11 protein-coding genes are annotated in these 12,486 nt (G+C 43.2%); 10 read left to right on the plus strand and 1 reads right to left on the minus strand.

Annotation, left to right across the window (positions count from 1 at the left end; translation table 11 throughout):
* Nucleotides 1-281: 281 nt before the first annotated feature.
* From pgaA to AB204_RS00040, 8 genes are all read left to right on the plus strand, one after another.
* Nucleotides 282-2,819 (plus strand): poly-beta-1,6 N-acetyl-D-glucosamine export porin PgaA, encoded by a 2,538-nt coding sequence (gene pgaA / locus AB204_RS00005; RefSeq protein WP_200898182.1) that lies wholly within the window; start codon nt 282-284, stop codon nt 2,817-2,819.
* 11 nt (nt 2,820-2,830) lie between these two features.
* On the plus strand, nt 2,831-4,867 hold the full coding sequence (gene pgaB / locus AB204_RS00010; protein ID WP_047961346.1) for a poly-beta-1,6-N-acetyl-D-glucosamine N-deacetylase PgaB: 2,037 nt from the start codon (nt 2,831-2,833) through the stop codon (nt 4,865-4,867).
* On the plus strand, nt 4,860-6,191 hold the full coding sequence (gene pgaC / locus AB204_RS00015; RefSeq protein WP_047961347.1) for a poly-beta-1,6-N-acetyl-D-glucosamine synthase: 1,332 nt from the start codon (nt 4,860-4,862) through the stop codon (nt 6,189-6,191). The genes pgaB and pgaC overlap by 8 nt, the downstream gene beginning before the upstream one ends.
* Nucleotides 6,188-6,607 carry a poly-beta-1,6-N-acetyl-D-glucosamine biosynthesis protein PgaD gene (gene pgaD, locus AB204_RS00020; RefSeq protein ID WP_047961348.1) on the plus strand — a complete coding sequence of 140 codons (420 nt, stop codon included), beginning with the start codon at nt 6,188-6,190 and terminating at the stop codon, nt 6,605-6,607. The genes pgaC and pgaD overlap by 4 nt, the downstream gene beginning before the upstream one ends.
* A 378-nt stretch (nt 6,608-6,985) precedes the next feature.
* Complete coding sequence (locus AB204_RS00025) at nt 6,986-7,444, plus strand: YfiR family protein (protein ID WP_235427996.1); 459 nt, start codon at nt 6,986-6,988, stop codon at nt 7,442-7,444.
* A 5-nt stretch (nt 7,445-7,449) separates the two neighbouring features.
* A complete protein-coding gene (locus AB204_RS00030) occupies nt 7,450-8,712 on the plus strand; it encodes a diguanylate cyclase domain-containing protein (RefSeq protein WP_047961349.1) in 1,263 nt (420 codons plus the stop codon).
* Nucleotides 8,709-9,194, plus strand: a complete 486-nt coding sequence (locus AB204_RS00035; RefSeq protein ID WP_047961350.1) for an OmpA family protein — start codon at nt 8,709-8,711, stop codon at nt 9,192-9,194. The genes AB204_RS00030 and AB204_RS00035 overlap by 4 nt, the downstream gene beginning before the upstream one ends.
* A gap of 397 nt (nt 9,195-9,591) precedes the next feature.
* Nucleotides 9,592-10,515, plus strand: a complete 924-nt coding sequence (locus AB204_RS00040; protein ID WP_235427997.1) for an EAL domain-containing protein — start codon at nt 9,592-9,594, stop codon at nt 10,513-10,515.
* A 107-nt stretch (nt 10,516-10,622) separates the two neighbouring features.
* On the opposite strand, the gene AB204_RS00045 is transcribed toward AB204_RS00040, so the two are convergent.
* A complete protein-coding gene (locus AB204_RS00045) occupies nt 10,623-10,820 on the minus strand; it encodes a hypothetical protein (RefSeq protein WP_047961352.1) in 198 nt (65 codons plus the stop codon).
* Between the two features lie 214 nt (nt 10,821-11,034).
* Between AB204_RS00045 and AB204_RS00050 the strand changes: the two genes are divergently transcribed.
* Both AB204_RS00050 and AB204_RS00055 read left to right on the plus strand, forming a co-directional pair.
* Entirely contained in the window at nt 11,035-11,259 is a 225-nt protein-coding gene (locus AB204_RS00050; RefSeq protein WP_047961353.1) for a hypothetical protein, read from the plus strand.
* A gap of 216 nt (nt 11,260-11,475) precedes the next feature.
* Nucleotides 11,476-12,405, plus strand: coding sequence for an Rpn family recombination-promoting nuclease/putative transposase (locus AB204_RS00055; RefSeq protein ID WP_047961354.1), 930 nt, complete (start codon nt 11,476-11,478; stop codon nt 12,403-12,405).
* The last annotated feature ends 81 nt before the right edge of the window (nt 12,406-12,486 follow it).

Consider the following 12,486-nt stretch of genomic DNA (forward strand, 5'->3'; position numbering starts at 1 on the left):
TAAAAAAAACACAAAACCATTTGATATTAAAGGAAAAAATAACATAACACATAAGAAAAATAATCATGATGCATTATTTAATGGAAATATAATGTCATATTAAAACCAAATAAATATAACTATTTTTATAAGATTTACCATTGATATCAATTCACACAGTACGTATTATTTTGCCTCTTCAAAAATGAAGAATCTAAAAATTTTTCCTAATCGAAATTTAATATCACTTCATCTGGTTCTGCTGTTTGTGAAATCAATAAACAGTATAAAAAGGGGATGCCGTGTCATATCTTTATTTCCGGCCGATGGGCTATCATAGATATCGGTATAAGCTGTTATCGTTATTTATATCACTAGGTTGCTTAATAACAACAGAAACTGCACAAGCAGATTACGATGCATTAATTCAACAAGCCAGAAATGGCAATACCATCCCCATGCTGGAATATATTCGTCAGGAAGAAAAACAACATCCTCTTTCTTCCTCACAAATTACCGATTGGTTACAAGTTGCAAGTTGGGCCGGGCATGACGAGGAAGTCATTTCTCTCTGGCAACGTTACCGTTCAATGGCTATACCTGCGAGAGGTATGACTGCCGTTGCACGAGCATATCGCAATCAACGCCAATGGCCGCAAGCGATTCAGCTATGGCGCACTGCTTTGGCTTCTGAGGCACAAAACAGTGACATAAAAACGGGCCTGATTATGACGCTCGCCGATGCCAAACAGGATAAAGAAGCCCGGCGTCTGGCAAAAGATTTACTGGCACATCAGCCCAATGCTGCCAATTACCGCCTGATGGCCTATGTCGATCAAGCCGCCGGTCGTACATGGGATGCCATGCAAATGCTCTCTATCGCCCATGAGCAGTTTCCCGATAATAAAGAAGTTACGCTGGACTATCTGTTCAGCTTAAAAAGCAATCGAGTCAGTGCTCCTGCATGGCACTTAGGACAACAACATTCCACACAATTAACCTATGAACAACTGCTAACCCATGAACAACTACTAACCCAAGAACAACTGCGTAGGCTGGAAACCGACGCAGCCGCTGAATTAGTTCGCCTGTCGGTCATCCCCAATCGCAGCGAAAAAGAACGGTTTGATCTCGCTGATAAAGCACTCGCACGTTACGAACATATGCTCAACCAGTGGCATGCTCTGCCCGATGCCCAGCAAGATTATCAACGTGCCCGGATTGATCGTCTTGGTGCTTTACTCTCTCGCCATCGGATGCAGGAAGTGATCGATGAATATCAGAGCTTGCAGAAACAAGTCGGGCAAACGGAAGGGATGAATATTCCAGAATATGCGCAGAAATGGGCAGCTTCAGCCTATCTGAATCTGCGCCAGCCTGATAAAGCACGAGATATTTTGCGTTCCCTGAACTATTCCAATCGGAATATCCCGACGCTTGATAAATCATCATGGGACCATATCCCCCCGGAAGATGATATCGTCCTTTTCTATGCTGATGTGGAAAGCGAACATCACGATCAAGCACAGCAGCTTGCTGCCCACATCAAGCAACGCAACGCTTATAAGGTCAATGTTTTTGGTTCCCCTGTTCCTGTACCTAATGACGGCTGGCTACAAGGACAGCAATTTTTGGCAGAATCAGCGCAATTACGTAAAGATTTACCTGAGGCCGAAAAACGTTTTACCCATTTAGCCCGCACAGCTCCCGGCAATCAGAAACTGCGGGTAGATTTAGCTGCAATTTGGCTGGATCGCGGCTGGCCGCACCGCGCAGAGAGTGAATTGAAACAGGTTGAAGGGCTGGAACCCCGTAACCTGTCTCTGGAAATTCAACAAGGTTATACCGCCTTCGCTTTGCAGGAATGGCATCAGATGGATTTACTGGCTGATGATGCCATTACCCGTGCACCTGAGAATATGCTGGCTAAACGTTTTAACCGGCTGCGCAATGTACATCACATGTCAGAATTACGTATCAAATTCAATCAGGGCATTGACTCCGATAGTCCGAAAAGTGGCAAATACAGTTCAGATATTGACGCTGTACTTTATAGCCCGCCTATTGATGATAATTGGCGTTTGTTTGTCGGCGGGGCCTACAATCGCAGCCAGTTTTCAGATGGCCGGGGTTTGCACCATGATTGGCGCGGCGGTGTGGAATGGCGTTCACGGGATTTTTGGCTTGAAGGCGATATTTCTGCACATAATTATCGTCATGGTGGAAAAATAGGCTTACGCATTGCGGGATGGCATGATTTCAATGACCAATGGCGTTTGGGCGGTTCAGCAGAACGCCTTGCCCGCAACACGCCCTTACAGGCATTGAGCAATAATATTCACGCCAATGGCGGGCAAATTTATACTCGCTGGAGATATAGCGAACGCAGCCAATGGACTGCGCGTTTTGCTCCTTCATTCTTCTCTGATGGCAATCATCGGCTTGAATACGGTATTGACGGCCTTCAACGCCTCTATACCAAACCTTACTTTAAGCTTGATGCGATGTTGGAACTCAGTACCTCACAGAATAGCCGTCATCAGGATACGCCTTATTTCAATCCTAAAAGCGACTTTACGCTTCTGCCTCAACTGGAGGCTGATCACATCATCTATCGGCATTACCAAACTGTCTGGAGCCAGCAATTTGTGGCGGGCATCGGGCAATATTGGCAGCAGAATCATGACAATGGCCTGATCACAGTGCTGGGATATGGTCAACGTATTAAATGGAATGACGTCTTTGATGCAGGTGTGAGGATCACGCTGGATAAACGTCCTTACGACGGTAAACGAGAAAGTAATCTGCAAGCTGCTTTTGATTTAATCTATCGGTTCTAAAGGATTCTTTTATGATACACAACGCATTTCGCCATTGGTTGATGATATCGGCACTGCTAATTAGCCTGTTCATTCCCCAACTCCACAGGATGGCATACGCAGAAAAGCCTGACTTTGTCCCACCAGCACAACGTCCCCTTGCCATGAATGAACGCCCCTGGCCACAAAATGGTTTCGTTGTTCTGGCTTACCATGATGTTGAAGATGATGGTGCAGACCAGCGTTTTATGTCAGTTCGTACCAGTGCATTGAACGAACAATTTGCCTGGTTGCGGGAAAATGGCTACCAACCTGTTACCGTCGATCAAATTCTCATTGCTAATCAAGGAGGAACTCCCTTACCGCCCAAAGCGGTATTACTGACTTTCGATGATGGTTACAGCAGTTTTTACCATCGCGTTTTTCCTTTGCTTAAAGCCTATAACTGGCCGGCAATTCTGGCACCTGTCGGGATCTGGGTTGATGCGCCAGACGGAAAACCGGTCAATTTTGGCGGCTTGATGGTGCCACGGGAACGTTTCACCACATGGAAACAAGTTGCCGAAATGTCCCGCTCTGGTTTAGTGGAAATCGGTTCCCATACTTATCAACATCATTATGGAGCTGTCGGCAATCCACAAGGAAATACGGAGCCTGCCGCAGCCATCCGTATTTACGATCCGAAAACAGGCAAATATGAAAGTGATCACGCTTTTCGCCAGCGGATGGAGAAGGATATCGCAACTATCACTCAAAGGATCGTAACCGCCACTGGCAAGCAGCCGCGTGTTTGGGTTTGGCCTTATGGCATGGACAGCGGCGTTACACTGGAGATAGCCAAACGCCATGGTTACAAGATGGCCCTGACACTGGATGATGGTCTGGCGAACGTCAATAATCTTGATAACGTTCCGCGTATATTGCTTACCAATAATCCTTCCCTGAAAGAATTTGCCGAGCAGGTTATTCAAGTACAAAACAAACCGATCTTACGGATTGTCCATATTGATCTGGACTACGTTTATGATCCTGATCCCATTCAACAGGCAAGTAATCTCGACGAGCTGGTACAACGCATTGCCGACCTCCGCGTCAATACTGTTTTCCTGCAAGCCTTTGCCGACCCTAAAGGCGATGGCAATGTGCGTGAACTTTATTTCCCCAATCGCTGGTTGCCAATGCGGGCAGATTTATTTAACCGCGTCTCCTGGCAACTCCACAGCCGATTAAACATCAATGTTTACGCATGGATGCCAGTGCTGGCATTTGAACTGGACCCTTCACTCCCGCGCGTCATGAGTTATGACGAAAACAATCACAAGCTGTTTATCAATCCAACACAATACCGGCGCTTGTCTCCCTATAACCCGGACAATCGCCAGCAGATCAAAGAGATTTATCAGGACTTGGCTGCCCACGCTATTTTTCAGGGTATTTTGTATCACGATGATGCCGTCATGTCAGATTTTGAAGACGCCAGCCCGGATGCCATCAAAGCTTATCAAGCTGCGGGCTTATCGGCATCCATTGCAGCCATTCGCCAAAATCCTGAACAATTCGCCCGCTGGACTCGCTTCAAAAGCCAATACCTGATTGCTTTTACCGAGGAGCTAACACAGGAACTCAAGTCAGTACGGGGTTATCAGCTTAAAACTGCACGCAATATTTTTGCCCTGCCGGTACTAGAACCCGACAGCGAAGAGTGGTTTGCCCAAAATCTGGATGATTTCCTCGCTCATTACGATTGGGTTGCACCGATGGCAATGCCATTGATGGAAAATGTGCCGCTATCAAAAAGTAATCAGTGGCTGTCCCGCTTGGTGAAAACCATTGCACAACGTCCACAGGCTCTGGATAAAACCGTCTTTGAACTCCAATCCGTAGATTGGCACAAGCCGATGGATAAAAGAGCAATACCCGGACATCAATTAGCAGAATGGATGCGCCAATTACAGCTTAATGGCGCCCAGAATTTTGGTTATTACCCGGATGACTTTCTCAATAATCAACCAGAAATGAACGAGGTTCGCCCTGTTATTTCTCCTGAATGGTATCCACTTAATGATTGATCGAATTCTTGCTTTTATCGTGCTTTGCATTGTCTTGAGCATTCCTCTTGGCATCGCCGCGGCTTTTACCGGTGAAGTCATGCTGAACTTTGTCTTTTTTTGGCCGTTGTTCATGTCTGCTATTTGGATTTCAGGCGGCATTTATTTTTGGTTCTATCGGGAAAGGCATTGGAAACTTTTTGATAAAGAAGTGCCGTCTCTTAATGGTGATCCTCTGATTTCCATTCTGATCCCCTGCTATAACGAAGGGCCAAATGTCCGCGAAACATTGCTGGCAGCATTGAACCAGCGTCATCCCAATATTGAAGTGATCGCGATCAATGATGGCTCAACGGACAGCACCGCTGATGAACTCAATGCCATGGCAAAACAGCATCAAGCCTTGCGAGTCATACACCTGAAACAGAACCAAGGAAAAGCAACCGCGCTTCAGGCTGGCGCGGCGGCGGCTAAAAGTGATTATCTGGTCTGCATTGATGGCGATGCCCTGCTGGATCAGGATGCCGCCGTCTGGCTGGTCAAGCCCATGATCGATCACCCCCGCGTTGGCGCTGTTACGGGCAATCCCCGCGTTCGCACCCGATCCACTTTAGTTGGGCGCGTGCAGGTTGGAGAGTTTTCCTCCATCATTGGCCTGATCAAACGTACCCAACGGGTTTATGGTCAAGTATTTACTGTCTCCGGCGTCGTTGCTGCTTTTAACCGCAGGGCACTTGCTGATGTTGGCTACTGGAGTAATGACATGATCACGGAAGATATTGACGTGAGTTGGAAACTCCAATTGCACCATTGGTCTGTCTTTTTTGAACCCCGTGCCATTTGCTGGATTTTGATGCCTGAAACATTAAGGGGATTATGGAAGCAACGGCTACGTTGGGCACAAGGTGGAGCTGAAGTTTTCCTGAAAAATCTACGTAAATTATGGTCATGGAAATATCGTCGCATGTGGGTGTTATTTGCGGAATTTTGCTGTTCCGTTATTTGGTCATTTACGTTTGCCCTTTCTATCATTTTATTTTTCCTCGGCATGTTCTTCACATTACCGGAAAATATTCGTGTCTATACGCTATTTCCGCCCGGATATACGGGATTGATACTGGCAATCACCTGCCTGATTCAATTTACCGTCAGTTTAGTCATTGAACGACGCTATGAAAAACACGTTGCATCATCGCTTTTCTGGGTGATTTGGTATCCGATGGTCTATTGGATGCTGAATCTATTTACGACACTGGTATCTTTTCCCAAAGTGATGCTCATGGTACGCAGAAAACGTGCTCGCTGGGAAAGCCCTGATCGGGGAATAGAGAGAATCGAATCATGAAAAATCCACTGATTTTTACTGAACAAAGATTATTGCCTCGCCTGATTGATATTTTGCTGACCATTCTGGCCTGGGGCGGTTTTATCTATTTATTCATGCTGGGATTACTTAATTCTTCCCATAACGGCCCCAGACCTTTTGCTGCAATATTCACTTTAGAAGTCGGGGTAATCGCTCTTTATATCACTATTGCTGTATTTAACGCGCTCTTACTCATCGGTTGGGCAAAATACAATCAACGACGTTTCAGAATAGAACGTCGCCATCATCGCCCTACTTTAACTCATGCAGAAGTGGCAAAAAGTCTTACTTTGGAACAAAAATTATTAGATGTCTTGAGACAAAGCAAAGTTTCCAGTATCACTTATGACAATCATGGACATATAATAGGTATCAATGAAAAACCATCAACATAGAGATAGCAATCTATTAATCACCAAAGATATTATATCTTTGAGTTATCAACTTAACGCCAAATAACAATATTTGGTTAGCAATAGATTTCACAGCCTGTCTCAACGGGTGCTACTCATGCCATGATGGGATAGGCTCTTATTTTATTAATCATCTCAACACGATTATTTAGACGATATGAAAGGCAAATACTGGAACTCGTTATGCAAATGATTGAAAGGACTCATCATCTTTGTAAACGTATTGTTTTAAAACTTATGGTTTTTAAACGTATTGTTTTTAAACGTATTGCTTTTAAACATTGTGTTTCCAGATTATTTCTACGGGTATTGACGACCTTGTTCTTAATTAACGTAATATGTCATTCAGCAGCAATGGCTATGCCTGAGGTCAATGAGAAAATCGATGAAAATGTTGCACGGGTAGTTTCTGGGATCATCAGCTATACACACTGGCCTGCTACGCCGACGACGCTGCATTTATGTCTGGTTCCCCCGTCCAATTACATTAGCGTGTTAACTCACATTAATATGATTTCTGATTACACAGAATTACAAATAGAAACGCTGAATTTCAACGTAGGACAATTAATAGAAAAATGTGACATTATTTATTATGGTCTGGTCGATCCGAAGCTTCAACAGCAAGTGATTAGCCAGAAAAATGACAAACCCCTGCTTACGATTGCTGAAAATAACCCACACTGTGAAATCGGTAGCGCATTTTGCCTCAACATAAACAGTAATCAGGCAACATTCGGCCTTAACCTTGATATTCTGACGCGCAGCGGAGTGCGCATAAATCCGAATGTCCTGCAATTGGCGCGTAAGGTGGAATAACCTGTATGAAAAAGCGCTATTCACTGATGCCATCACGCCCTACCTTACGTCAGGCTTTTCACAGGATCCACCTGACCATTACATTCATCATATTGTCGGTAGTGGGTTTGTTCCTATCTTTATTGGCACTGCTTGCCATGCAAAAATATGCCGAAAATAGCCTGAAACTGATCTCCACGACCATCGCCCATACAGCGCAAGCTGCCGTGGTTTTTCAGGATAAAACTGCCGCAACCGAAATATTAGACATGATAGCGGTTCATAATGGTTTTACCGAGGCCAAGATTTTTGATGCCAAACAGCAAGTATTAGCCAGTTGGCAAGCAGATCAGGAAACCAGCACGGGTAATTTTAAAATGTTGGTCGAACGTTGGCTTTTTCCTGAACCTCTTATCCTGCCAATCTATCATCATCAACAAAAAGTAGGATCAGTCTGGTTAGTTGGTAACAGCGACCATATCATCCAATTTATTTATCAGGCACTGTTGGTACTGTTCGTCTGCCTACTGTTCAGTGCCGTGATTTCCCTTTATCTCTCCTTACGCATGCACGATGGTATTGTCAGGGCATTGCAGAATATTACCATCGTCGCCCATGACGTCCGTCAACGGAGAGCGTTTTCACGGCGAGTGCCTTCTGCCCACATTGCTGAACTGCATGAGTTAAGCCAGGTTTTTAACCACCTGCTCGAAGAATTGGAAGAGTGGCAACACCATTTGCAGACAGAAAAAGCCGTTTTAACCTGGCAGGCACAACATGATTCCCTGACCGGCTTACCAAATCGAGCCACCTTTGAGCGCGTACTTTCAACCGTCATGAATGATAAGTTCATGCGCGAAAGTGCAGCGATCTTGTTTATCGATGGCAACAGACTTAAATATGTCAACGACATCTATGGGCATGCAACCGGTGATCACGTTCTTGTCACTATCGCAGCCACTTTAAAAAGAAGGGTAAGGAAAACAGATACCGTCGCCCGACTTGGCGGGGATGAGTTCGCTATCTTACTGCCTTCCGCCGATTTGGAAGATGCCGAACGCGTTGCAAAAAATATCATTCATGCCATGGACACCCCCATTCTTCTCCCTAACGGCCAACACCTGCGTATCACTCTCAGTATTGGTATTGCCTTATCCAATGGTGATTTAACAGCGGAACAACTTTTGTCAGAAGCTGATGCAGCGATGTACCACATTAAGCAACGAGGCGGCGGCTGGTATGTCGCTGATACAGCAAAACTAAACTACCTATCAAGGAACTCATCATGAGTAAAAGTCGTTCTTTTATATTTATTTGTACATTTATCTGCACCCTTTTCCTCAGCGCCTGCCAAAATAACGGCAGACTGACAGCAGCACAAATCGCCGCCCTTAAACAACAAGGCTTTCAACAAACCGATGAAGGCTGGTTATTTGGCATGTCAGAAAAAGTATTATTTGGTAACAACCAGTTTCATTTACGCCCAGAAGGCGAAACAAAACTAAAAGAACTCGCGAGCGTTTTGACCAAAGTTGGCATCCACCACGCACGCCTTGATGGTCATACTGACAACTACGGAGAAGTGAGTTACAACAATCAGTTATCTCTTAAACGCGCTAACACTGTCGCAGATGCCTTGACACAGGGCGGTATGCAGCGCACTAATCTGACAACCCGTGGATTAGGGCCAAGCCAGCCTATTGCTGATAACCGAAGCTCAAAAGGCCGGGCAGAAAACCGTCGAGTCGCCATTGTGATAACGGCACCATAATAGCGACACCATAAAGTAAACAAAATGAATTTAATGCAGTGCTATTTGTGACGAAACTTCCAATAATATATTGATATACCAAATAATAATTTGGCCACGGATGGCAAAGATATTTTGTCTATTTTAATCCTCTCCACTCATTACAAAAATTTTTGCTCAATTCTTCACGTATAACCAAATAGCTATTTCCTGTCCCTAATTTCTTCCTGTAACATAGCCGAGGCGGTTTTATCGACACGGTTTTATCAAAGAAAGAACCGCCTTTTGTAAAGAATAAGTTAATAAAATTTTGCGCATTTAGATAACAAGTCTACGGTTAAGTTATGTGCTTTATCAAAAAGGAGAAATGATGGAGCTGGATCTGAAATCATTCCGATCTTTGTATCGAATGTTCGTGATGTTATTCATCACCATCACTATCAGCACAGGGTTTATATTCTGGAGATTATTCCCCAATTATCAGGACAATATACAGCCAGATAGGAAATTAGAAAGTATATTTATTTTACTGTTTTTACTGACTCTTTTATCTGCGGTGTTTTTTTATAAACACACCAAAACGATTACCATCCCAGAATATCGTTTGAAAAAAGCGATTAAAAACAAGCAATTCATTCCCTATATACAGCCCATTATTTCCAACAAAAACAACAAGATAATTGGATGTGAGATCCTTGTCCGCTGGCAGCACCCAACTCACGGATTATTGGCACCAAATAAATTTATTGCGCAAATTGAAAAATCAGATCTCATTATTCCTTTAACTCATCACCTAATCATCCAAGTACAAGATTACTTCGCACCTATCGCTCATCAATTACCTGAACATTTCAATTTTAATTTCAATATCAGCGCCAGGCACTATAAAGATGCCCGTTTGGTCGATGATTGTCAGTATTTTCTTAACGCCTTTCCGGAAGATTCAGTCAGGCTAATTTTAGAAATTACCGAGCGAGAATTATTAGAGCCAGATGAGAATACAATTAATCTATTCAATAAGTTGGATGAGTTAGGTGTATTAATCGCACTGGACGATTTTGGTACAGGTTATTCTAATTACAATTATTTACAAAAACTTAATGTTAACTTAGTAAAAATTGGTCATAACTTTGTCAGCAAAATGAATACCGATATGATTTCAAAACATATCGTAGAGAATATCATTGACCTTGCCCTGCAATTAAATTTAAAAATTGTGGCAGAAGGCATTGAAAACCAGCAACAGGTAAATCAACTAAAAAACTATTCTGTCGATTATTTACAGGGGTACTATTTTGACCGCCCGATGCCGTTGGAAGAGTTTGTCAGGAAATGGCTATGACGTGGCTTTCCCCTGCAAAAACAATCTTCCAATACTTTCAACTTTCACAGCACTGTTACTATGGTGACAATTTTTAACGATTTTTCGTCATTATTGATACTATTGTGTCAAATTTTCAGATCTGACCATTTCTGTTGCATATGTTGAGCAATGGTCGTCGCTAATGATTTATCAATCCCCAACTTATTGGCAATCGATTGAAAACGACGGGTTTCGTCATAAATTTCTTCGAGCATATTCAATAAAGGCGTAATGCCGGAGAACCCTGCATGCCCGGCTAATTGCTCCAACGCTATAGAGAGCATAAAAAAATGGGTCTACCCAAATAGAACAGTGCCGTGTAATAAGACGGTTTTTGTGTTTTATTAGGGTTCGGTTTCGGACAATTGAGTGCAATCGACTGTTGACATTCCGTGCAGTCGTCTTCGGAAAATGACACAATTTTTCTTGAGCAGAACATAATTCAGGAAGGAGTTTTCCCCCCTTCCTGTGGGATAAATTTATGGTAGGGAGGATATAATGAAAAAAACAGTTATTTTATTTTTTGTGGGGGCATCTTTACCTTCGATGGCGAGTGAAACCCTAGACGTAATAAAGCCAACCGTATTAGTTGCGTTGAAAAATGGCAATGAGCAATATCTTAGCGTATGTGATGCAATAAAAAATAAGTGTGGAAGAAGCGCCTGCACTATCCTGTTAATGTTATCGCTCAGTGTGTTCGCTGGTATCTGGCCTACGCACTAACTTAATATTTTTAGCCTATGCCTATTGGAGCTTTTCAAATATTTGTGTAATTAACTGTTTTTTATGTATTTAATTTATAAACTAAAACGAGTGGTAAAATGGACGATGAAGAAAATAGCAGGCGTATTTAAATGCAGCTCTCGAAAAAATGACAGAGGCTACTTATTGAAGCGTTAAGTAATGTAACCAAGGCCAGAACAATCCTGATAAGAAAAAATGAAGAATAAAAAAGCAACTCCCACACCTCATGATGCCGCCTTCAAAGGGTTCATGGCTCGGATCGAGAATGCCCGCGATTTTTTTGACATTCATCTGCCAGAAAAGATCAAGAATCTGTGTAATTTTAATACATTAAGACTGACTAATTCTTCATTCATTGACAGTCAGTTACGTTCAAGAATGTCCGATATACTCTATTCGGTGAAAACCCAACAGGGTGACGGTTATATTTATGTGCTGGTTGAACACCAGTCCACACCGGATAAAATGATGGCATGGCGAATGATGCATTATGCTTTTATGGCGATGAATCAGCATTTGCAGCAGGGAAATAAGGAGTTGCCTCTGGTTGTCCCCATTTTATTTTATCATGGTGATAACACTCCTTATCCATTCCAAAAAGTCTGGACGCAATGCTTCTCATTGCCTAAACTGGCTGAGGAAATGTACTTCAACCCGTTTCCGTTGGTTGATGTAACCGTCATTGATGATGATGAACTGGTCAATCATCGCAAAATCGCCGTGATGGAGTTGGCGATGAAGCACAAGAATTTGCGTGAGGGTTTTAAAACGGTTACTACACTATTAGCTCATGCCCTTAAACATAACTATAATAGTGACAACGATGTTGTTACTATTCTGAACTACCTGTTTGTTACGATGGATTCGCCACATTTTGAACAAGTGATCCAGCAATTAATAGAACAGGCAGATAGTCATCAGGAGGTCATCATGAGTATTGCACAACGATTGCAGGAAAAAGGTCGGGAAGAAGGTATTCAACAGGGTATGTTGCAAGGTATACGGCAAGGCGAAAAACAAGCATCAATTAATATTGCCCGTACCCTCTTAAAAAATGGCGTCAGTATTGAACTGATTATGGAAAGTACTGGCCTTAGCCGTGATGAACTTATTTCCCTGCAATAATATTTCTTTTCTTCTTGTTGTTTCCTTACCCGCTTTTCAGAGCGGGTAAGTGTAGCGACTCGCGTTTGAAATGCGAGCCGT

This window comes from Xenorhabdus khoisanae, from assembly GCF_001037465.1.
GTDB lineage: Bacteria > Pseudomonadota > Gammaproteobacteria > Enterobacterales > Enterobacteriaceae > Xenorhabdus > Xenorhabdus khoisanae.

Excerpts from the sequence above, each read along its gene's own strand:
- pgaB (WP_047961346.1), top strand. The coding sequence starts at position 2,831 with ATGATACACAACGCATTTCGCCATTGGTTGATGATATCGGCACTGCTA.
- pgaC (WP_047961347.1), top strand. The coding sequence starts at position 4,860 with ATGATTGATCGAATTCTTGCTTTTATCGTGCTTTGCATTGTCTTGAGC.
- pgaD (WP_047961348.1), top strand. The coding sequence starts at position 6,188 with ATGAAAAATCCACTGATTTTTACTGAACAAAGATTATTGCCTCGCCTG.
- AB204_RS00025 (WP_235427996.1), top strand. The coding sequence starts at position 6,986 with ATGCCTGAGGTCAATGAGAAAATCGATGAAAATGTTGCACGGGTAGTT.
- AB204_RS00030 (WP_047961349.1), top strand. The coding sequence starts at position 7,450 with ATGAAAAAGCGCTATTCACTGATGCCATCACGCCCTACCTTACGTCAG.
- AB204_RS00035 (WP_047961350.1), top strand. The coding sequence starts at position 8,709 with ATGAGTAAAAGTCGTTCTTTTATATTTATTTGTACATTTATCTGCACC.
- AB204_RS00040 (WP_235427997.1), top strand. The coding sequence starts at position 9,592 with ATGTTATTCATCACCATCACTATCAGCACAGGGTTTATATTCTGGAGA.
- AB204_RS00045 (WP_047961352.1), bottom strand. The coding sequence starts at position 10,820 with ATGCTCTCTATAGCGTTGGAGCAATTAGCCGGGCATGCAGGGTTCTCC.
- AB204_RS00050 (WP_047961353.1), top strand. The coding sequence starts at position 11,035 with ATGAAAAAAACAGTTATTTTATTTTTTGTGGGGGCATCTTTACCTTCG.
- AB204_RS00055 (WP_047961354.1), top strand. The coding sequence starts at position 11,476 with ATGAAGAATAAAAAAGCAACTCCCACACCTCATGATGCCGCCTTCAAA.